Origin of the sequence: Guyparkeria halopsychrophila, assembly GCF_044582135.1 — a bacterium.
Taxonomy (GTDB): domain Bacteria; phylum Pseudomonadota; class Gammaproteobacteria; order Halothiobacillales; family Halothiobacillaceae; genus Guyparkeria.
This window is the reverse complement of sequence record NZ_JBDODP010000012.1, coordinates 1-20,128: the sequence shown is the minus strand read 5'-3', so window position 1 is coordinate 20,128 and position 20,128 is coordinate 1. Positions and strand designations below refer to the sequence as shown.

General features: G+C 63.1%; 20 protein-coding genes. 1 reads left to right on the top strand and 19 read right to left on the bottom strand.

Translation table 11 applies throughout. The features are described from left to right. Positions 1 to 8: 8 nt before the first annotated feature. The 6 genes from ABGV18_RS06660 to fabD form a co-directional block, all read right to left on the bottom strand. Positions 9 to 926: an aminotransferase class IV gene (locus tag ABGV18_RS06660; RefSeq protein WP_396585355.1), complete on the bottom strand. Its 918-nt coding sequence runs from the start codon at positions 924 to 926 to the stop codon at positions 9 to 11. Continuing rightward, positions 923 to 2,377 carry a chorismate-binding protein gene (locus ABGV18_RS06655; RefSeq protein ID WP_396585354.1) on the bottom strand — a complete coding sequence of 485 codons (1,455 nt, stop codon included), beginning with the start codon at positions 2,375 to 2,377 and terminating at the stop codon, positions 923 to 925. The genes ABGV18_RS06660 and ABGV18_RS06655 overlap by 4 nt, the downstream gene beginning before the upstream one ends. A 105-nt stretch (positions 2,378 to 2,482) precedes the next feature. Beyond that, the gene (fabF, locus tag ABGV18_RS06650; protein ID WP_396585353.1) at positions 2,483 to 3,730 is read right to left on the bottom strand and encodes a beta-ketoacyl-ACP synthase II; all 1,248 of its coding nucleotides are present in this window, start codon (positions 3,728 to 3,730) and stop codon (positions 2,483 to 2,485) included. 195 nt (positions 3,731 to 3,925) lie between these two features. Then, the gene (gene acpP, locus ABGV18_RS06645; protein ID WP_396581028.1) at positions 3,926 to 4,165 is read right to left on the bottom strand and encodes an acyl carrier protein; all 240 of its coding nucleotides are present in this window, start codon (positions 4,163 to 4,165) and stop codon (positions 3,926 to 3,928) included. A 149-nt stretch (positions 4,166 to 4,314) separates the two neighbouring features. Continuing rightward, entirely contained in the window at positions 4,315 to 5,073 is a 759-nt protein-coding gene (gene fabG / locus ABGV18_RS06640) for a 3-oxoacyl-ACP reductase FabG (protein ID WP_396585352.1), read from the bottom strand. Positions 5,074 to 5,127: 54 nt separating this feature from the next. Then, positions 5,128 to 6,054, bottom strand: coding sequence for an ACP S-malonyltransferase (gene fabD, locus ABGV18_RS06635; RefSeq protein ID WP_396585351.1), 927 nt, complete (start codon positions 6,052 to 6,054; stop codon positions 5,128 to 5,130). A gap of 143 nt (positions 6,055 to 6,197) precedes the next feature. Between fabD and ABGV18_RS06630 the strand changes: the two genes are divergently transcribed. Next, complete coding sequence (locus ABGV18_RS06630; RefSeq protein ID WP_396581031.1) at positions 6,198 to 7,379, top strand: glycosyltransferase; 1,182 nt, start codon at positions 6,198 to 6,200, stop codon at positions 7,377 to 7,379. Between the two features lie 12 nt (positions 7,380 to 7,391). Here ABGV18_RS06630 and ABGV18_RS06625 read toward each other — a convergent pair whose 3' ends face one another. The 13 genes from ABGV18_RS06625 to ABGV18_RS06565 all read right to left on the bottom strand — a co-directional run bounded on the left by ABGV18_RS06625 (position 7,392) and on the right by ABGV18_RS06565 (position 19,626). After that, complete coding sequence (locus tag ABGV18_RS06625; RefSeq protein WP_396581032.1) at positions 7,392 to 8,345, bottom strand: flagellin N-terminal helical domain-containing protein; 954 nt, start codon at positions 8,343 to 8,345, stop codon at positions 7,392 to 7,394. Positions 8,346 to 8,373: 28 nt separating this feature from the next. Further along, entirely contained in the window at positions 8,374 to 10,071 is a 1,698-nt protein-coding gene (gene flgK / locus ABGV18_RS06620) for a flagellar hook-associated protein FlgK (protein ID WP_396581033.1), read from the bottom strand. A 74-nt stretch (positions 10,072 to 10,145) separates the two neighbouring features. Next, complete coding sequence (flgJ, locus tag ABGV18_RS06615) at positions 10,146 to 11,186, bottom strand: flagellar assembly peptidoglycan hydrolase FlgJ (protein ID WP_396585350.1); 1,041 nt, start codon at positions 11,184 to 11,186, stop codon at positions 10,146 to 10,148. 9 nt (positions 11,187 to 11,195) lie between these two features. After that, positions 11,196 to 12,329 (bottom strand): flagellar basal body P-ring protein FlgI, encoded by a 1,134-nt coding sequence (locus ABGV18_RS06610; RefSeq protein WP_396585349.1) that lies wholly within the window; start codon positions 12,327 to 12,329, stop codon positions 11,196 to 11,198. A gap of 11 nt (positions 12,330 to 12,340) precedes the next feature. Further along, a complete protein-coding gene (flgH, locus tag ABGV18_RS06605) occupies positions 12,341 to 13,033 on the bottom strand; it encodes a flagellar basal body L-ring protein FlgH (RefSeq protein WP_396585348.1) in 693 nt (230 codons plus the stop codon). Between the two features lie 25 nt (positions 13,034 to 13,058). Next, positions 13,059 to 13,847, bottom strand: a complete 789-nt coding sequence (flgG, locus tag ABGV18_RS06600) for a flagellar basal-body rod protein FlgG (protein ID WP_396585347.1) — start codon at positions 13,845 to 13,847, stop codon at positions 13,059 to 13,061. A gap of 21 nt (positions 13,848 to 13,868) precedes the next feature. After that, positions 13,869 to 14,612 (bottom strand): flagellar basal-body rod protein FlgF, encoded by a 744-nt coding sequence (flgF, locus tag ABGV18_RS06595; protein ID WP_396585346.1) that lies wholly within the window; start codon positions 14,610 to 14,612, stop codon positions 13,869 to 13,871. Between the two features lie 185 nt (positions 14,613 to 14,797). Next, positions 14,798 to 16,105, bottom strand: a complete 1,308-nt coding sequence (flgE, locus tag ABGV18_RS06590; protein ID WP_396585345.1) for a flagellar hook protein FlgE — start codon at positions 16,103 to 16,105, stop codon at positions 14,798 to 14,800. Between the two features lie 14 nt (positions 16,106 to 16,119). Then, the gene (locus tag ABGV18_RS06585) at positions 16,120 to 16,821 is read right to left on the bottom strand and encodes a flagellar hook capping FlgD N-terminal domain-containing protein (protein WP_396585344.1); all 702 of its coding nucleotides are present in this window, start codon (positions 16,819 to 16,821) and stop codon (positions 16,120 to 16,122) included. A 25-nt stretch (positions 16,822 to 16,846) separates the two neighbouring features. Continuing rightward, positions 16,847 to 17,254, bottom strand: a complete 408-nt coding sequence (gene flgC / locus ABGV18_RS06580; protein ID WP_396585343.1) for a flagellar basal body rod protein FlgC — start codon at positions 17,252 to 17,254, stop codon at positions 16,847 to 16,849. 94 nt (positions 17,255 to 17,348) lie between these two features. Beyond that, positions 17,349 to 17,762: a flagellar basal body rod protein FlgB gene (gene flgB, locus ABGV18_RS06575; RefSeq protein ID WP_396585342.1), complete on the bottom strand. Its 414-nt coding sequence runs from the start codon at positions 17,760 to 17,762 to the stop codon at positions 17,349 to 17,351. Between the two features lie 93 nt (positions 17,763 to 17,855). After that, complete coding sequence (locus tag ABGV18_RS06570) at positions 17,856 to 18,659, bottom strand: CheR family methyltransferase (RefSeq protein WP_396585341.1); 804 nt, start codon at positions 18,657 to 18,659, stop codon at positions 17,856 to 17,858. A gap of 7 nt (positions 18,660 to 18,666) precedes the next feature. Then, a complete protein-coding gene (locus ABGV18_RS06565) occupies positions 18,667 to 19,626 on the bottom strand; it encodes a chemotaxis protein (protein WP_396581044.1) in 960 nt (319 codons plus the stop codon). Positions 19,627 to 20,128 lie beyond the last annotated feature (502 nt).

Genomic DNA, 20,128 nt, shown 5'->3' with positions numbered 1-20,128 from the left:
CGCAACTCCTAACTCTCGATCGATTCACGTGATGAGGCGCTCGGGAATACCACCCCGCACGGCGCGCCGAATTCCCGAAGGGCGACTCGCCCCCAAGAACTGCTGGCCATGGCCTCGGACAATGTCGCGGGCCAAGGGTTCGTCGTATCGTCGGCCGGTGGTTGCCAACAGCCCTCGATCCGCTCCAGGCCGTCACGGGGCGGACCACCGACATCCGCCAGCGCCCGGCCGAGCAGCGTGCCGACCGGGCGCCAGGCCGAGACGGCATTGCAGAGAAACGCTGCCTCGGCCTGGGCCAGACGACCCGGGGCGCAGGGGGTGATTCGGGCGCCCAGGGCCTCGACCCACCAGGCCCGACGCGTGCCGGCAATCGCCCCGCCGACCAGCGGCGGCGTGTGCCAGCCATCGCGTTCCCGCCAGAAGACGTTGCCCATCGTACCGGAAACCACCCGCCCGGCCGGGTCGAGCATCAGGCCCTCGACCCGATCGACCGGGAGTGACTGTTGGGCCAGTACCTGCACCAACCGATTGAGGTGCTTGAGGCCGCGCAGCGCGGATGCCCCTTCCAGTGCCACCGGGACCGGGTCGAGGGCCAGTGGCTCGGCCGGAAGCGCCGGCAGCGCGCCAAAGGAGGCCGTTACGGTCAATTCGGGGTGTTCGGGACGACGATAGCCCCGGGGACCCGATCCGGCGGTGACAGTGAGCTTGCACACGCCGGTTGCCCCCGCCTCGATCGCCTGGTCGAGCACCGCGAGCACTCGCTCGCCGGAGGGCTCGGGTAGACCGAGCGTGGCCAGCCCGCAACGCAGCCGGGCGAGGTGATCGGCAAGCCGGGTCGCCTGTCCTTGTCGAACGAACAGCGTCTCGAACAGGCCGTCGCCAAAGGCACAGCCCCGATCGGTCACGGGCCACTCGATCGGATTCATCCGACCGGCACCCCGGCGGCCAGGGCCGCTTCGCCACCCAGGGCATCGAGCACACCACGGGCCTTCTGGTAGGTCTCATCGAGCTCGCGGGCCGGGTCGGAGTCCGCCACGATCCCGCCGCCGGTACGGAATTCACCGCGCCCGTCGGGGCTCAGGAAGATGCTGCGAATCAGGATATTGCTGTCGAGTCGCCCGTGGTTGCTCAGGTAACCGAGACTGCCCGTATAGGGCCCACGGCCGGTCTGCTCGAGCTCGGCGAGTATCTCCATGCAACGGACCTTGGGGCAGCCGGTGATCGTCCCGCCGGGGAAACAGGCGGCCAGCGCCGCCAGCGGCGAGGTGGTCGCCGGAAGTCGCCCGACGATGTTCGAGACCAGGTGATGCACCTGGGCATAGGACTCGACCACCATCAACTCGTCGACCCGCACCGAGCCGGGCTCGCAGACCCGGCCAAGATCGTTGCGCTCGAGGTCGATGAGCATGACGTGCTCGGCGCGCTCCTTGGGGTGGGCACGCAGTTGCTCGATCAGTTCCTGGTCACGCTGCGGGTCCGGGTCGCGCCGGCGGGTGCCGGCAATCGGGCGGGTCTCGGCGCGCCCCTCGGCCACGCGCAGAAGCCGCTCCGGCGAGGAGCTGATGATCTCGCCTTCCGGCTGCCGGTACCAAGCGGCAAACGGGGCCGGATTGCGGCGACACAGGGACTCGTAGACCGCCTCGGACGACACGCCCGGTGCCAGCCTGAAACGCCAAGCATGCGAGAGGTTGGCCTGAAAGACATCCCCGGCGAACAGGTAGTCACGAACACGGGCCACCCGGTCGCGGTGCGGTTTGCCCGCTGGCGGGGCCAGTTCAGCCAGCTCGACCGCGCCACCACGCTCATCGCTGCCAATCGCTTCACACGCCTGTGCCCGCGCGGTGATCAGGGCCGCGGCCAGTCCCGCGCCTCGAGCACTGCCGTCGTGGACCACGATGTCTTCGCCCGCGTCGTGATCGCGCACCAGGGCCGCCGGGTGATATTCGGCGATCGCGCGCGGAAAGCCACTCTCGGCTCCCAGGGCGAAGGGCGGCAGGTCAAGCGTTGGCTCGATCTCCGCGGCCATCTCGTAGGCAAGGAAGAAGCTCCAGCCGCCGAGGAAGGGGAACGACCCTGGCAGGCCTTGGGCGGCCAACCACGCGCCGGCATCAAAGGCCTCGCCCAAGAGCTGCCGACGAGAGACGGCCTGCTGGAAGGAATCGAGAAAGGCCGTGGCATCGGCTGACGGCGTGGCGGGGGCAGCCAAGCGCTCCTCGGCGGCGGAAAACAGAATCGACCAGCGGCTCAGCGGGCCGCCAGCGGTCACACTCTCGAACAGGTGGCTGGCATCCGTGCCGGCGGCGGTAAGCACGTCGGCGAGCGACGGCACGACCCATTCCGAGTCCCGTTCGAGGCGATGGATGACAGGCTCGCTCATGGGCACGTCACGCGCGAGTGATTGACGGACGCAATCCATGCATGGGCGGCCCGCCCCGGCGGGACCGACGGACGCCCGGTTCGTTCGAGCGTCGCCCCACGCCCATCAGTCGATCGTGCGACCGAAGATCAGCGTGCCGTTGGTGCCGCCAAAGCCGAAGGAGTTGGACATTGCCACCTCGAAGCCTTCGACACGACGAGCCTCGTGGGGCACGAAATCGAGATCGCAATCCTCGGAGGGATTGTCGAGGTTGATCGTCGGCGGCAGCACCTGATCGCGCAGGGCGAGTACCGAGAACACCGCTTCGATGGCACCGGCCGCGCCGAGCAAATGCCCGGTCATCGATTTCGTCGAGCTGACCGGGCACTCGACCGGCTGTTCGCCGAACAACTTCTTGATGGCATGCACCTCGGTGCCGTCACCGGCAGGCGTGGAGGTCCCATGGGCGTTGATGTAGCCGATTTCGCTCGGTTGGAGATCGGCGTCCTTGAGGGCCGCCCTCATGCAGCGATGCGCCCCGTCGCCGTCAGCGGCCGGCAGGGTCATGTGATAGGCATCCGCGCTCATGCCGAAGCCCTTGACCTCGCCGTAGATGTGAGCCCCGCGAGCCTGGGCATGCTCCAGCGACTCGAGCACCACGACACCGGCACCTTCGCCGAGGACGAAACCATCACGATCACGATCCCAGGGCCGTGAGGCCCGCTGGGGATCGTCGTTACGAGTCGACAAGGCGCGTGCCGCGGCGAAGCCGGCCACGCCCAGCGGCGAGACGGCGCCCTCGGTGCCGCCGGCAATCATCACGTCGGCATCGCCGTAGGAGATCATGCGGGCGGCCTGACCGATGCTGTGGGTGCCCGAGGTACAGGCGGTCACCGTGGCGAGGTTCGGACCACGAAAACCATAGCGAATCGAGAGCTGACCGGAGGCCATGTTGATGATCGCGCCGGGAATGAAGAACGGCGAGACGCGACGCGGCCCCTGGTTTTCCAGGACCAGCGTGTTGCGCTCGATGCCGCCCAGCCCGCCAATGCCCGAACCGATAAACGTGCCCACCCGGTCGAGATCGAGCGAATCGCTGATCAGGTCCGCATCCTCGATCGCCTCGATGGACGCGCTCATCGCGTAGTGGATGAACGGCTCCATCTTTTTCACGTCCTTCACCGGGATGATCGTGGTCGGATCGAAATCCTTGACCGTGGCCGCGAACTTGACCGCCATCTTGTCGGTATCGAAGCGATCAATGGGGGCCGCACCCGACCGACCGGCGAGAATACCGTCCCATGAATCCTTGACGTTGTTCCCCAGCGGGGTCACCAGCCCAAGGCCGGTGATCACGACGCGACGTTTGCTCATGATGCTCTGTTCCAGTTCGTTGGGTAACCGCCGGGCGGGCTGCCGCTCGGCTTGGCGATTCCCAACAGAATTTCAGCGGGATCGCATCGTGCCGATGCCCCCTAGTAAAAAACCGCGATCGATCCCCCGAAAGGAAGACCGAAACACGGCTTTCAGCTCACAGGCCAGCGGCCTGCGAAACGTACAAGGACCCGATCAGGCGTCCTTGTGGTTGTTGACGTAGTCGATGGCCTGCTGAACGGTGGTGATCTTCTCGGCGTCTTCGTCCGGAATTTCACACTCGAACTCTTCTTCCAGGGCCATGACCAACTCGACGGTGTCGAGGGAATCCGCGCCGAGATCGTCAACGAATGAAGCTTCGTTGGTGACTTCTTCTTCCTTGACGCCCAACTGCTCTACAACAATCTTCTTGACGCGTTCTTCAACGGTGCTCATTCGTATCGAACCTCTTCTGGTACAAACACTAATCGATTAAACATTTTGGCCCGGCTACTCCAGGCCAACACTGCCCGGCATTCTAGTGAAAACCGCCCGGCAGGCCAAATAAAAATGCCTGGGCGTTCTCAGACCCGCTAAAGCGGGCCTTATCCCATATACATCCCGCCGTTGACGTGGATCGTCTGACCGTTGATGTAACCGGCTTCCGGGGCGGCCAGGAAACGTACCGCCGCGGCGATCTCCTCGGGCTGACCCAACCGGCCGTTGGGGATGTTGCCCAGCAGCGCGTCCTTCTGTTTTTCCGGCAGGTCACGGGTCATGTCGGTCTCGATGAAACCCGGGGCCACCACGTTGACGGTCACGCCACGCGCGCCGATCTCGCGCGCCAAAGACTTGGAAAAGCCCATGATGCCCGCCTTCGCCGCGGCGTAGTTCGTCTGCCCGGCGTTGCCCATCGAACCGACCACCGAGGCGATCGAGATGATCCGCCCCCAGCGGGCCTTGGCCATCGACCGCATGACCTTCTGTGAGAGGCGAAAGACCGAGGTGAGGTTGGTCTGGATGATCGCGTCCCAGTCGTCTTCCTTCATGCGCATCAGCAGCGTGTCGCGGGTGATGCCGGCGTTGTTGACCAGCACCGCGACCGGGCCGAAGCGCGACTCGATCTCCTTGATTACCGCATCGACCTGCGCGCCGTCGGTCACGTCCAGCGCCATGCCGGCACCGTTCTCGCCCAGGCGCTCACTGATCGCTGCCGCGCCCTTCTCCGAGGTGGCCGTACCAACGACCGTCGCACCGGCGGCAAGCAGTGCATCGGCGATGGCCGCACCGATGCCGCGCGAGGCGCCGGTCACCAGCGCCACGCGCCCGTCGAGGTTGGCGAATTGGCTTGCTTGTTCAGACATGGGTATTCCTCGTGATGGTTCTTGTTCGGTCGGCCTGCTTGATCGTGGCCTGGTTTACTCGGCGCCCAATGCCTTTTCCAGCGTGGCCTGGTCGAAGACCGCCTTGGCGCCCATGCCACGATCGATACGACGCGCCAGCCCGGTAAGCACCTTGCCGGGACCAAACTCGACCTGGTCGCCGGCACCCATCGCCTGCATGGCCTGCACGCAGGCCACCCACTGCACCGGGCGGAACAGCTGCTCGACCAGCGCGGTGGCGATGGCCTCGGGCTTGTCGTGGGTCAGGGCATCCACGTTGTGGATCACGGGGATCTGCGGGGCACGAATGTCGACCTGCGCGATCTCGGCACGCATCTGTTCGCCGGCCTCGCGCATCAGGGAGGAATGCGACGGCACACTCACCGGCAGCAGCAAGAAGCGCTTGGCACCCTCATCCGCGGCAATCGCCTCAGCCCGCTCGACCGCGGCCCGATCGCCAGCAATCACCACCTGCCCCGGGGCATTGAAGTTCACCGCCTCGCAGACCTCACCGTCGCGGGCCTTCTCGCAGACCGCACGCACGGCATCGTCTTCCAGGCCGAGCACGGCGGCCATGGCGCCCTGCCCCTCGGCGACGGCCGACTGCATCAGCTGACCGCGTCGGGCCACCAGGGCGACCGCCGCCTCGAAATCGATGGATTGCGCGGCCACCAGCGCGGCGTATTCGCCCAGGCTGTGGCCGGCCAGGGCCGCGGGCATGGCGCCGTCATTGTGACGCCAGATCTGCCAGGCGGCGACGTCGGCGGCCAGCATGGCCGGCTGGGTGCGCTCGGTCTGGTTCAGCGCCGCCGCATCCCCCTCGGCGACCAGCGCCCAGAGGTCGTAGCCGAGCACATCCCCCGCGCGATCAAACACCGCCTGCGCAATATCCTCGTGTTCGCCCCAGCCGCTGGCCATGCCGATCGACTGGGAACCCTGCCCCGGAAACACCCCTGCAATCATGATCCTGTCTCGCCGATTGAAAACGGCGGGATCGTACCATAGCCGGCCTGAGGGATCGGCAGCGCCGCCGACACCATATGGTCACAACCATCCGCAAAAATGGCCGATCTCATACCGCCACGACAAACTCGGGACGCACCACCTTGCACATACTGATGATCTCCGATGTGTTTTTCCCGCGGATCAACGGGGTGTCCACCTCGATCGAGAGCTTCCGACGGCAATTGATCGCTCTGGACCACCGAGTGACCCTCCTTTGCCCGGCCTACCCCGCCGACCAGCCCGGCGCCGGCACGACCGACCTGATCGAACACGGCTTGATACGTATCCCTTCGCGACGGGCTCCCCTCGATCCCGAGGATCGCTTGATGCGTTGGGGCGCGCTGATGCGCGAGGCTCAAGGACTGGCCGAAGAAAACGTCGATGTCGTCCACGTGCAAACGCCTTTCCTCGCTCACTACGCCGGACGTCGAATCGCCAGGAAACTGGGTGTTCCCGTCGTGGAGACCTATCACACGTTCTTCGAGGAATATGTGGACAAGTATGTGCCCATCCTGCCGCCCTCGTGGCTGCGAGCGCTCGCACGGCGATGGTCGCGGGGGCAATGCAACGAGGTCGACCGGCTGGTGGTGCCATCGGCACCCATGAAGGCCTCCCTGGCCACTTACGGCGTCAAAACGCCGATGACGGTCATACCAACCGGCATCTCGATTGCGTCACCGGCCTCGACGACAGACACCACGGCCTTCCGCGAGCGGCACGCGATTCCGATGGAGGCCCCGCTGCTGCTCTACGTCGGCCGCGTGGCGTGGGAAAAGAACATCGATGTCCTGCTCGACATGTTTCCCGCCGTTCTCGCCCATCACCCGCAAGCCATCCTGACGATCGCCGGCGAGGGGCCGGCTCGGGACACGCTGATGAGAAAGGTGGAGGCAGCGGGGCTGACCGCCTCCGTTCGCTTGCTCGGCTACCTGTGCCGGGAGACCGAATTGCCGGCTGCCTACGGGGCGGCCGACCTGTTCGTGTTTGCCTCGATCAGCGAGACGCAGGGACTGGTCATTCTGGAAGCACTCGCCCAGGCAACACCGGTCGTCGCGGTAGCGGAGATGGGAACGAGGGATGTGCTGGACGAAGACGGCGGCTGTCGAATCGTGGAAAACGATCCGGCAGCCTTTGCCGAGGCGATCAACGCCCTGCTGGACGACGACGCCGAACGGGAAAGGTTGTCGGTGGCGGCGCGACCGTACGCGATGGAATGGTCATCCAAGACCATGACGGACAACCTGCTACGGGTCTACCAGGAGCTCGTGACAGGCAAGCCGTGACGGGACGGCCCGTCAGATGCTGTTGAACAGGGACAGGCCCTGGATCTTGACCATGCTTTTCTGCGTGGCCTGCAGGCTGTAAAGGTTTTCGTTCAGGCGAGAAATGGCCTCCGGCATGTTCGTGTCACGCAAACCGGACATCAGCTGCTCGTTGGCCAGCTTCCAGGCCTGCTGATCGTTTTTCAGACGATCGAGCACGTTGAGGTCGTTGCCCATTTCACCGCGAGCCGATATGGCCTTGCCCAGAAGCGCATCGACATCCTTCTGGCTACCCGAATAGAAATCCACTTTTGGCGGCGGCTCATTCAATGCCCGCTTGAGGTCATCAATGACCTGTAGAGCCGACCTCGGCCCATCTTCGCTGGGAACATGTGCTGGATGACTGCGATCGTGGTAAGGCGACTCGCTATCACCGGCATCCAGGGTGAAAATATCGCTGGCCACGCGGTTTATTGTCACCTGCTGCGTTTCACCGACATCCACTTTCACCGCATTGACCGCCGGGTTGGCCTGGTTGATCAACTGGTCATCGCCCGAGGCGAGATCGAACGGCTGCTGGTTGGCCTGAGTCCCCGAGAAGACGTACTCCCCCCGCTCATTCTTGGCGTTAATCTGCTGGGCGAGCGCATCGCGCAACTGACTCAACTCGTTGCTGAGCACTTGCCGGGAGGTGTCATCCTGCAAGATGCTGCCGGCCTCCAACGAGATTTCCCGCACCCGCTGGAGAATGTTGGTGCTCGTGGCCAAGCGGGTTTCCTGCGAGCGGATCTTGCCCTCGGCCATTTCATTGTTGCGCAGGAATTGCTCCACACGACCCACTTGGTCGGCAATCTGGCTGACCTGGCTGAATGCCACGGGATCAACGTCCGCCGTTCGCAACCTCACCCCCGTGGCGATATCGGTCTGCGCTTGCAGCATTCCGGCCTGCTGACGCTGCAGGTTCTGGAGGCCGCTTTGCATAATCATGGAAGTGGAAACACGCATCAGATTACCCTCAACGAACCGCGTTCAGAACGGACTGGAACAACTGCCCCGAAATGGAAATACTCCGGGCCAAGGCCTGATATTGCTGCTGGTATTGCAGGAGCTTGGCCGCCTCCTCATCCAGATTCACCCCGGAGATCGACTCCTTTCTGGCCTGCAAATTATCCAGCGCGGCCTGGGAAGAAGCTCCCTGCAACTCGGCCGAACGCGCCACCGACCCGGCCTGACCGACAGCAGACGCGAGTGAACCACCGATGGTCTGGCCATCCAGCGCATCCGGGTCGAGCGAGCCGTTGTAGTCAGACGTCGATTGTCCGACCACGGATTGATTGGCCAAGTCCGTGATGCGTTGGATATTGGTGTTGTCACGAGAACCCAAGGTAACCGTACCGCCTGCGCCATCGTCGGCACTGCCCGCTGCCGCCACGTCACTCGGGTCGCTCAATCGCGTGCTTATCCGACTGGCCGCGCCCACACCTGAATCGATGTACAACGCGTCACCGTGGACTGGGGTGCTGTCAAAGGTGATATCGAGGCCGGGAATCGCCGTAGTCGAGCCGTTCACAGCCACCTGAGCCAATATCGAGCCCGGATCCTTTTCGCTACGAATCACCCACTCCGATTGAGTGCTGTCATATCGGGCGATGTACCGCTCATCTTTCAGCAAGGTCGCATCCGTGACGTCAGCGGTGGCACCGCCATTCCCCTCGTTACGTGGGCTGCCGATGACACTGCCTTCCATGGCGAGAGAAAACAGCGGCTCACCGGCGTTGCCATCCAGGTCGAAACCCTGTGTCTGGATCGCATTGACCTCCTGTGCCACGACCATGGCCGTACGCCCCAGTTGATTGCGCAGCGGGGTAATCAGAGTGGATTGGGCCTCGACGATGCCGCCCAGATCCCCACCGGTCACCAGTCGCGTGATCGACTTGCCGTCGATTTCAATTTCCACACCGCTAGGAACCGCGGTGGCGGATAAATCCGTGTGCACGCTGCCAGTGACCAAGGACTGCCCCGAACCAACCGCGAGGTTGAGTGACCCCTTGCCGTCGTCATCCACCCGAATATTGATCCGGTTGGCAATGTCACGCACCAGTTGATCCCGGCGATCGAGAAGATCATTCGGCAATGCACTGGGATCCTGAGCGTAGGCCGTTGTGATCTTGTCATTGAGATCGGCCACCTCGCCCGCAAAGACATTGATCTCTTGGGTAATCGAGCCGGCTTGCCGGCCGACATTCGCATTCAATTGCGCCAACTGGATATCAACACGATTGAGTCGATCGGTCAGCGCACCCGCCTCGTTCAGGAAGGCCTGCCGGGAGGTGATGTCGGTGGGGTTGGAAGCCACATCGCCGGCGGCGTTAAAAAACGCCTGACTGGCTTGCGAAACACCGGTTTCGGTATCACCCAGCACACCGGTCACCTGACTGGCGAAGTCCTGCAGGAAGCCCAGGCGACTGTTTTCACTGGTGGCATCACGCAGCTGACTCTCGACGAACTGATCGAAGTTGCGCGTAATGCTGTCGACTTTCGTCCCCGTGCCGACATACCCATTGCCCATGAACTGGGGCATTTGCGCACTCATCTCCACGCGCTGGCGGGAGTAGCCTTCGACATTGGCATTCGAGACGTTGTGCCCGGTCGTCGCCAGTGCGCGTTGCACCGAGAGCAGGCCGCTGACCGAGTTGCTGAGAATGTCCGCCATGATGAGGCCTCAAAGGGTTTACTGCCGACCTTATCGGCCGATTAAGGGAAAACTTGAACGAAGGCTTGGCCCGATCACACCGCGTCCTTCATCGCCGGCGAGTTCATGATCGAGATCAGCTTGTCGGCGTATCGGGGGTCGGTGGCGTAACCGGCCTGCTGCAGTTCGCGGGCGAATTGCTCGGGATCGTCACGGGCCTCCAGCGCCTTGCCGTAACGCGGGTTTTCCTGAATGAAACGGGCAAAGTCGTTGAAGGAGGCAGCCATCGAGTCGTACTGACGGAAGGCCGCCTGTCGGCGCACCAGGCTGCCGGATTCGAACTCCAGCGTGCCGTGCACCTGGCGCTCGCCGTCCCAGCCGCGATCGGCCTTGATGCCGAAGAAGTTGTTGCTCGCCTCGCCACCTCCGTCATGCGGCACATGCTTGCCCCAGCCGGTTTCCAGCGCCGACTGCGCCACCAACACCTTCGCCGAGACACCCAACTTGTCGGCCGCCTCGCGGGCATGCGGCAGGATGGCCTCGACGAACCGCTCCGGTGATTCCCAGTAGGCCGGCTGTTTCGTGCCACCAGTCGCCTCTGACGATCCCAGTGCGGCTAGCCGTTCCTTGGTCGGCCCCGGCTGCGCCAACTGCTTGTCGTCCGTGGGGGTGCCTTCGGCGTCCTTGTCTTTCTGCATCCAGGCATGCGGGCGCAGGGTCCACTCGGAGGCGTCGGGCAACGGGTAGGCACGCGGTGCCTGTTCGACCACGCCCCCGTTCTCGGCGATCTTCAGCGGGAACCCCTCCGATGGCCGCTCACCGTCCATGCCGGCCGCCTGCTTGGACAGCTGACGCTCGATCATCTCGGCCAGCCCGATGCCACCGGCGCGGCTGGAGAGCTTCTGCGCGATCTCCTGATCGAACATGCCCTCGAAGGTCTTGGTCTGCTCGCTGTTGAACAGGCCGTCGCGCGGCGTGGCCTCGCGCATCGATTGCAGCATCATCTTGACGAACTGCGTCTCGAACTGGGAGGCGACCTGCTTGAGCGCCTGCCCCGGATCCTTGCCGGCCTGGGCCTTGAGCTGGTTGAGCCCCTGGAAGTCGGTGTACGAGTGAATTTGTGCGGGATTGACCATCACGTCACCTCAGATCACGATCAATTGGGCCTTGAGCGCCCCGGCGCTTTTGAGCGCCTGCAGGATGGCGACCAGGTCCGATGGTGAGGCGCCGACGGCATTGATCGCCTTGACAATGTCGTTGAGCTTCACGCCCGGATCGAACACGAACGCGGGATTGTTCGCCTCCTGCACGGCGACATCCGACTCCGGAGTGACGACTGTCTCGCCCTCGCCGAACGGGGCAGGCTGGGAGACGTTGAGGCTCTCGTCCACCGTCACCGTCAGGTTGCCGTGCGAGACGGCGGCGGCCTCGATGCGCACGTTCTGACCGATCACGACCGTGCCACTACGCGAGTTGACCACCACGCGGGCCGGCCCCTCGCCGGGCTGGAACTCGACGTTTTCCAGTACCGACATGAACCCGACGCGCTGATCGGGCGAGTCCGGCGCACGGATCTTGACCGTGCCCCCGTCGATCGCCTCGGCCACGCCCCCGCCGAGCATCGCGTTGATTGCCTCTTCCATGCGGCGAGCCGTGGTGAAATCGGGCTGATGCAGGTTGAGGAACACCGCCCCGGCACCGCCCATCTTGCTCGGCACGCTGCGCTCGACGGTCGCCCCGTTGGGGACACGTCCAACCGTGGGAATGTTGATGGTCACGCGTGAGCCATCACGCCCTGAGGCATCCAGCCCACCGACGATCAGGCTGCCCTGGGCAACGGCATAGATATTGTCGTCCGCGCCCTTCAACGGCGTCAGCAAAAGCTCACCACCCCGCAGGCTATCGGCGTTACCGATCGACGAAACCGTGACGTCTATCGCCTGCCCGGGCTTGGCGAACGGCGGCAGATCGGCAGTGACCATGACCGCCGCGACATTATTCAACTGCACGTTGCCACCATCGGGGGACAACCCCTGACGCTCGAGCATGTTCTGGATGCTCTGACGGGTGAACGGCACCTGGGTGGTCTGATCGCCGGTACCGGCCAGGCCGACCACGATGCCGTAGCCAAGCAGCTGGTTGTCGCGCACGCCGGCGAAGCTCGCCACGTCCTTGATGCGTTCGGCGCCTGCCAATGGGGAGAAGGTCACCGCGCCGGCTGCGAGCAACAGGGGGAGCAGGCCGACGAGAAACGCTCGAATGTGTGTGTTGATGTTCATGCGTCCCACCATCAGAAGGGGAAGATCGGGCTATTGAAGAAGCGCGCCATCCAGCCCATGTTGTTCGATTCGTTGATCACGCCCTCACCGCCGTAGGCGATCTGGGCATTCGCGACCCGCGAGGACATGACGGTGTTGTCCGCCGCGATGTCCTGCGGTCGAACCATCCCGGCCAGCTTGATGAACTCGCTGCCCTGGTTGATCCCGATCCACTTCTGGCCACGAATCACCAGATTGCCGTTGGAAAGCACGCGGGCCACCGTGACGGTAATCTGACCGTTGAGGGTGTTTTGCTGGCTGCTGGCCCCGTCGCCGGCAAAGTCGCGCTCGCCGGTGATCTGCGCGTTGAGCCGTTCGATTGCCGGCCCGGTCAGCCCCAGAATGTTCGGCGGGGTAATCGCCGTCTCCTGGCTCTTGCCGGTCGAGGTCTGCGCGCTCTTGGAGGCCTGCATGCGCTCTTCGAGAAGCACCGTCAGGATGTCGCCCACCCGGTATGGCCGCGAGTCGGCGAACATGTTGTCCACCTGCCCCGTCTGGAAGATCGCGCCGTTGCTCTGCACCGGGTTGTGCTCGGATGCTTCCGGCGGCATGGCGGGATTGAACTGCGGATCGGGTTTGATCGGCGGCTGACTGGCGCAGCCGGCCAGCAGCGCGAACGCGACCAGCAACGGTGCCCCCAAAAGCGACTGGATTGACGGTTTCATGACGTGCCTCCGTGGATCGGCGTCATCAGACGTTCTGGTTGAGGTACTGGAGCATGCCGTCGGTCGTCGAGATGGCCTTGGAATTCATCTCGTAGGAGCGCTGCGTCTCGATCATGCTGACCAGTTCCTCGACCACGTTGACGTTGGAGCTCTCCAGGGCGCCCTGCTGGACCGAGCCGATGCCGTTGAGCCCCGGGGTACCCAACTGCGGCGCGCCACTGGCACCCGACTCGACGAACAGGTTGTTGCCGATCGGCTGCAGGCCCGCCGGGTTGACGAAGTCCGCCAGCTGGATGTTGCCCAGCTGAACCGGCTCGGCCTGCCCGGCCAGCTGCGCACTGACCGTGCCGTCGGTACCAATCGTGATCGACTGGGCCCCCTGCGGAACGTTGATCGCCGGCTGGACCGGCTGGCCGTTGGCGGACACCAGTTGGCCGTCACTGTTGAGCTGGAAATCGCCGTCACGGGTGTAGGCGATGTTGCCGTCCGGCTGCAGCACCTGGAAAAAACCGCGTCCGTTGACCGCCATGTCCAGGGCATTGTCCGTCTGCTGGAGATTGCCCTGGGTGTGCTGCTTCGCCGTGGCCACGACGCGAACACCGGTGCCGACGTTCAGACCCGTGGGCACTTCGTCCTGCTGGTTGTTCGCCGCGCCGACCTGGCGGTAGTTCTGGTAGATCAGGTCCTCGAAAACGGCCCGATCACGCTTGAAGCCGGTGGTGTTGACGTTGGCGAGGTTGTTGGAAATCACCGACATGCGCGTCTGTTGCGCGTCCAGGCCGGTCTTTGCTGTCCAGAGTGCAGGTGTGGTCATGGTGTCTCTCCCCTAACTGAATTAACCGAGACGCATCAGGCGGTCGGCGGCTTCGCCGTTCTCGTCTGCCGTGCGAATCATTCGGCTCTGTGTTTCGAACATGCGGCCGTACTCGATCATGTTGACCATCGCCTCGACGGCATTGACGTTGCTGCCCTCGAGCACGCCACTGGCCACCTGCACCGCCGCATCGGCCTGCGGCTCCTCGGCGCCTTGGCGAAGGGAGAAGCGGCCATCCCCGCCTTTGGTCAGATCGGCCTGGGCCGGGTTGACCAGTCGGATGCGATCGACCATCGCGGGGGCATTGGCCTGCCCGCCCACCGGGATGATGCTGATGCTGCCGTCGGCATGAATGTCGATCTTCTCGGCCGGGGGAATGGCGATCGGCCCCTCGTTGCCCATCACCGGATCGCCCTGCCCGGTCTGCAACTGGCCGTTGGCCGTCAGGTGAAGATCACCGCGGCGGGTATAGGCCACCCGACCATCCGGCGCTTCCACGGCCATGAACCCCTCGCCCTTGACGGCGACGTCGAGATCCCGACCGGTGGTCATCAAAGGGCCCGCGGAGAAGTCCGCCCCCTTGCCCTGCGCCTCGGTATAGGCCCGCGATGCCTGCCCCGGGCCGTAGACCGGCAAGGTGGCAAAGGCGTCGATATCGGCCTTGAAACCCTGGGTGTTCACGTTCGCCAAATTATTGGCGTTGGTGGCCTGGGCCCGTAATGTCTGCGAGGCACCGCTCATGGCGATATAGGCCAGACGATCCATCACAACACCTCCATCATTCACTGATCAGACAGGGGAAAATGCCCCGATGTCGTGGTTAATGCAGGAGGCGTGCCAGAAAGGGCATCAAAGGCATCAGGAGGAAAGGCGCCGTGATTGAACCACTTGCCGACACAAAAAAGGCGGCCCGCGGGCCGCCTGGTCTGATCGAATGATCGCGGACTAGATCAGCGAATGCCGATAATGGTGTCGCTCAGGGTCTTGTTGGCCTCGATCGCCCGCGAGTTGGCCTGGAAGTTCCGCTGCGCGGTGATCAGGTTGACCAACTCCTGGGTCAGGTCCGTATTCGACGTCTCCAGGGCACCGCCCTGGATCGCACCGAAGGTCCCGGTGCCGGCCTCCCCCGCCAGCGGCTCACCCGAATCAATCGACTCGATCCACTGGTTGTCGCCCACCTGCTTGAGGCCCTGCGGGTTACGGAAGTCGACCAGGGCCACCTTGCCCAGCGCAATATTTTCACCGTTGGTGTAGCTCGCCCGGATCAAACCGTCTGTGCCCACGGAGATGCCGGTCAGCTGCCCGGTGGTATTGCCGTCGGCTGACTGATCGGCAATGTTGAACGGACCATTGTATTGGGTCGAATCCGTTCGGAAGGTCATGGCGATATTCAGATCGGCCGCTCCGGTACCCAAATCCGCTCCGTCTTCAGTCAACGCGACCGGATTGGGCGGATTGGGCGCGTTGGCACCAGTCGTGATCAGATTGCCGCCGGTATCAAAGGTAACGGTCTGTGAGGTGATGACGTTGTCACCGGCATAACCCGGAGAAACGGGTTGATCAGCGATTTGGTAATGGACAGTCCACTGGTTATCGATCCCTCCATTAGTGGCTGGATCATTTTTCACGAAATAGCTGGTCAACGTGGTCGGGTTGCCCAACGAGTCATAAATCCGCTGCGAATTCGCTTGGTTATACGAATCCGGCGTGTCCGGATCGAACGTGGTGACCGGCGGCGTCTGGGCCCCCGCTGGCAGGTTCAGTGACAGGCTCGCCTTGGTGGTCGCCTGCGGCGCACCCGCGGCGACCGGCAACTGGACCGCCGTGGAGGTGGCGAGCGAGGTCGATTGCAATGTCCCGTTCACGTTTACCGGCAGCGCCTTGAGGTATTCGCCCGCTTGATTGACCAGATAACCGTCCTTGTTCACGCCCAGCGCCCCGGCCCGGCTGAAAACCGACTCATTGGAGTCCAGCGACGGCTGGAAAGCGAAGAAGCCCTGGCCGGAAATCGCCAGGTCGAGCGAATTGTCGGTGAACTCGAGGTTGCCCTGCGAGAACTGCTGGGTCACCGCCTGGTTGATGACACCCTGCCCCACGGCGGTCTTGCTGTTACCGAACGCGCTGACCGCGTAGATATCGCCGAATTCAGCTCGTGACTTCTTGAAGCCGGTCGACTTGGCGTTGGCGATGTTGTTCCCCGTCACCGAGAGGTCTTTCTGTGCGGCGTTCAGGCCGCTGATGGAGGTGTTGAACGACATGACTCGTCCTCCGATTAGTTAATGATTTCAACGATATCCGAGAGCTTGACCGAAGACAAACCGTCGAGATTCAATTCCGGACCGTTCTTGGTCACGCCCACGCTGCTGATCACCGCCCCGACGTAGGTCTGGGGCGCCTGCCCTTTTCCATCCACCGTGGCGTTCGCATTCACCTTGTAGTTGCCCTCGGGCGCCATCCGCCCATCCTGCAGCCGCCCATCCCAGGAGAAGGACGGACGATCGGAACCGTTCACCGGCACATCGATGCTCTTGACCACCTGCCCGGTGGCGTTGGTGATCTCGACTGTCATCTTCGATGCCCCACTGGGCACATCGACCGAGCCGAGAATCCCGGAGGGCGCCGTGCTGCCGTCCGCCCGCTGCATGTGGTAAAGCTGAGCGGTGTCCCCCTTGACGAGGGCAGCCTTCCCGACCAGCGACGCGGCCTGCATCACCTGGTTGGACTGCACCGAATTCTCGAATCCGGAAACCGTTTCGTTCAGTTGATTTATCCCTTCGAGCGAGCTGAACTGCGCCATCTGGGCGATGAACTGGGTGTTATCCATCGGCTCGAACGGATCCTGCTGTTCCATCTGCTTGGTCAAGAGCTTGAGGAAATCCGTCTGATCGAGGTTTTTCTTGTCTTCGCCCTTGCCGCTCTTGTTCGCCGCAAGCCCCAGATCGGAATAGATATCATTGGTCACTGAACTGGCCATATCGTGTCTCCTGCCGTTTTACGGCTTACTGCCCCTGCCCCAGTTGCAGCGTGCGCATGGCGAGCTGCTTGGTGGTATCCATCACCTGGACGTTGGTCTGGTACGTGCGCGAGGCCGACAGCATGTTGACCATCTCCTCGACCGGGTTGACGTTCGAGCTGTAGACATAGCCATTCTCGTCCGCCAGCGGATTGCCGGGGTCATGCTTGGGCGCCGGTTGCGCCTGTGACTCGGTGATACCGGCGACTTTCACACCACGACCGCCGTTGGCCTCGAGCACGGTCTGAAAAACGGGATGTCTTGCCTTGTAGGCCTCTTCCGGTGACGAGGCATCGACATTGGCATTCGCCAGGTTCGAGGCCGTGGTATTCAAGCGGGTCGATTGCGCCGCCATCGCCGAAGACGAAATATTGAATACGTCGTACAAGCTCATGATTCACCTGCCTTGACTGAGAAGTTTGGTTCGCGGTCTGCCCGAGCAGGGCCCGCTGGATTGGCCGGACGAAGCGCTATTAACCACTGATCCATCACTGACCACTCAGGGCCTTCTTGATCCCGGCAACGCGACTGTTGAGAAACGAGAGCGTCGTCTGGTAGCCCACCGCATCCTGTGTGAAGCCCACCCGCTCCTTGTCCAGGTCAACGGTATTGCCGTCCAGTGCCGGCGCGTCCGGCACGGAAAAGCCTTCGCGGATCGATGAGGAAGCCCCGCCGCCCATCTGGCGCGGATCCTCGGTCATCAGACGCCCGGCACTCCCGGCCGGTGACGAAGACTTTGTCTGCAAGGCGGTTTCCATCGCCTGGTCGAACGACATCACCCGCGCCTTGTAACCCGGGGTATCGGCATTGGCGATGTTCTCGGCGCGCAACTTGAGATTCCGCTCCTGGAGAATCAGGGCATCGTCGTGGATGCCAAGCAGGCGGTCATTGATGATCGACATGAAAAAACCCTCGACACAATGTCAGTGCCGAGGGTTTATGCGATAAGCGTGCCAGTTTTTGGATGAACGACGGCAAGAGTCGTTCGGTTGGCGTCAACTCTTGAGTCGGTAGGCCGTGCCACCGGTGGGCAATCGCTCGGGGGTGAAACGATCGGAAAGCTGGGTGAGGGATTCAGAGGCGCCAAGGAGGAGGTAGCCGCCCGGCACCAGGGTGTCGGCGATGCGGTCAATGATCTTCGCCTTGGTCTCGCGGGAGAAGTAGATCAGGACATTCCGACAGAAGACCAGGTCGTAACGACGGGACTCGGGGCGCAACTCAAGCAGGTTGCCGACGCGAAACTGCGCCCGGCGGCTGATCTGCGGCGAGACCTTCCAGCCATGCTCGGTCTTGACGAAAAATTGACGCTTTCGCTCCGGGGACAACCCGCGGCCCAGGGAAAGGTCATCGAAGACACCCTGGCGGGCCTTCTCGATCACCACCTCGGAGATGTCGGTACCGACGATCTCCAGATTGAACGGTACCCGTTGCTCCTCGGCAATGATGCTGATCGAAAACGCCTCCTGACCGGTCGAGCAGGCCGCCGACCAGATACGGTAGGTGGATTTCTTCGCGGCGGCCGCCTCGGGGAAGAATTTCTTTTCCAGCGCCGCGAAGGGGTAACCATCACGGAACCAGAGCGTCTCGTTGGTGGTCATGGCGTCGACCACGTCGCGTGCCAGCACGCGATCACGCCGCGAGAGCAGCGTCTCGATCAGCGCCTCCACCGACGCGTGCCCCTGTGATCGGGCCACGCGCGACAGACGGGTTTCCACCAGGTACTGCTTGTCGCGGCTCAGCAAAATGCCGCTGTGCTGCTCCAGGAACGAGCAGAACCGGTCGAAGGTTTCGGCCTTCATGCCGCGGTCAAGCCTCACCCACGACGTGGTGTCCCTCGTGGCGTGACAGGGCCTCGCCCACGACCCGGGCCAGGTCATCCGGATGGAATTTCGGGATAAAGCGATCGGCGCCGACCTGCTTGACCATGCTCTCGTTGAATACACCGGACAACGACGAATGCAGGATGACGTAGATGCCCTTGAGGGCGGAGTCCTGACGAATCAACGAGGTCAGCGTGTAGCCGTCCATCGTGGGCATCTCGATATCCGAAACCACCATGGCCAACCGCTCGAGTTGCTCGGGCTGCTTCTCCTTCCAACGCCGAAGTGTGTCGATCGCCTCCTGACCGTTCTTGGTGACCACCGACTTGAGATGCATCTGCTCGAGCGTGCTTTCCACCTGCTTGCGAGCGACCACCGAGTCGTCGACCACCAGCACCAAATCCGAGCCCTTGGCGACGTCGCCGTACTCGCCGATCACGTCGTCGGAGACGGTATCGGCCACGCCGACGACCCGCGCGAAAATCTGCTCGACATCGATGATCTCGACCAGTTGCTTGTCGATACGGGCCACGGCCGTCAGGAAATTGGAGTTGTTGGTCCCGCTCGGCGGGGTCAGCACTTCCTTCCAGGACAGGTTGACGATCCGGTCGACCGAATGCACCAGGAAACCCTGCACGGCGCGGTTGTACTCGGTAATGATGACGAAGGCGTTATGCACCTGCTCGTCCGTCATGCGCCCCTTGCCGATCGCTTCCGACAGATCGATGACGGTGATCGTGTGGCCGCGTACGTCGGCGATACCGCGGATCGAGCTGTCCGAGTGCGGCACGTCGGTCAGCTTGGGACAACGAATCACCTCGCGGACCTTGAAGACGTTGATCCCAAAGCGCTGGTCGGTGCCCAGACCGAACACCAGAAGCTCCAGACGGTTTCGTCCGGCCAGCTGGGTGCGGGAATCGACTGATGACATCACGTTGCTTTTCACGGCTAGTCCTGTCCTGGTGACACAGAAAGTGGCGGGGAATCTTGGTTATTTCAGACGTCGTATCGGCCCCATTGGCGCAATCTTTAGCATCACACTCAATCCCGACCCACCGGTCAAGCCGATCCGTCCGGTCATGTTCAATGGCTCGGCAACGACGTCGTGTCGCCATGGTAGCGCAGTCGCCCGTGGGTTGCGCCCACACCGCCACCCCGTCCACCCGAAGGTCGGCCGCCGCAGGGAATGGCATAGTAAATGCTTAACCATTTGCCGCAAGCAACCCGAGGCCACGCATTGCATCCCGATGAGTAATTACCGCCCTTTCGCTCGACCAACCGGCAGATCACCCAGAAAGGTCTTGCTGCGTTCGATTATGCTGCTCGCCGCTTGGCTACTGACACCTGTCCTGGCGCAGGCGCAGCCGAGCGACGCGCCCGCCGACTCGCCCGCGTCCGTGCAGGTTCAGGTGAGCCAGGCCATGGAGGCATTCCTGGACGCGCAGGAG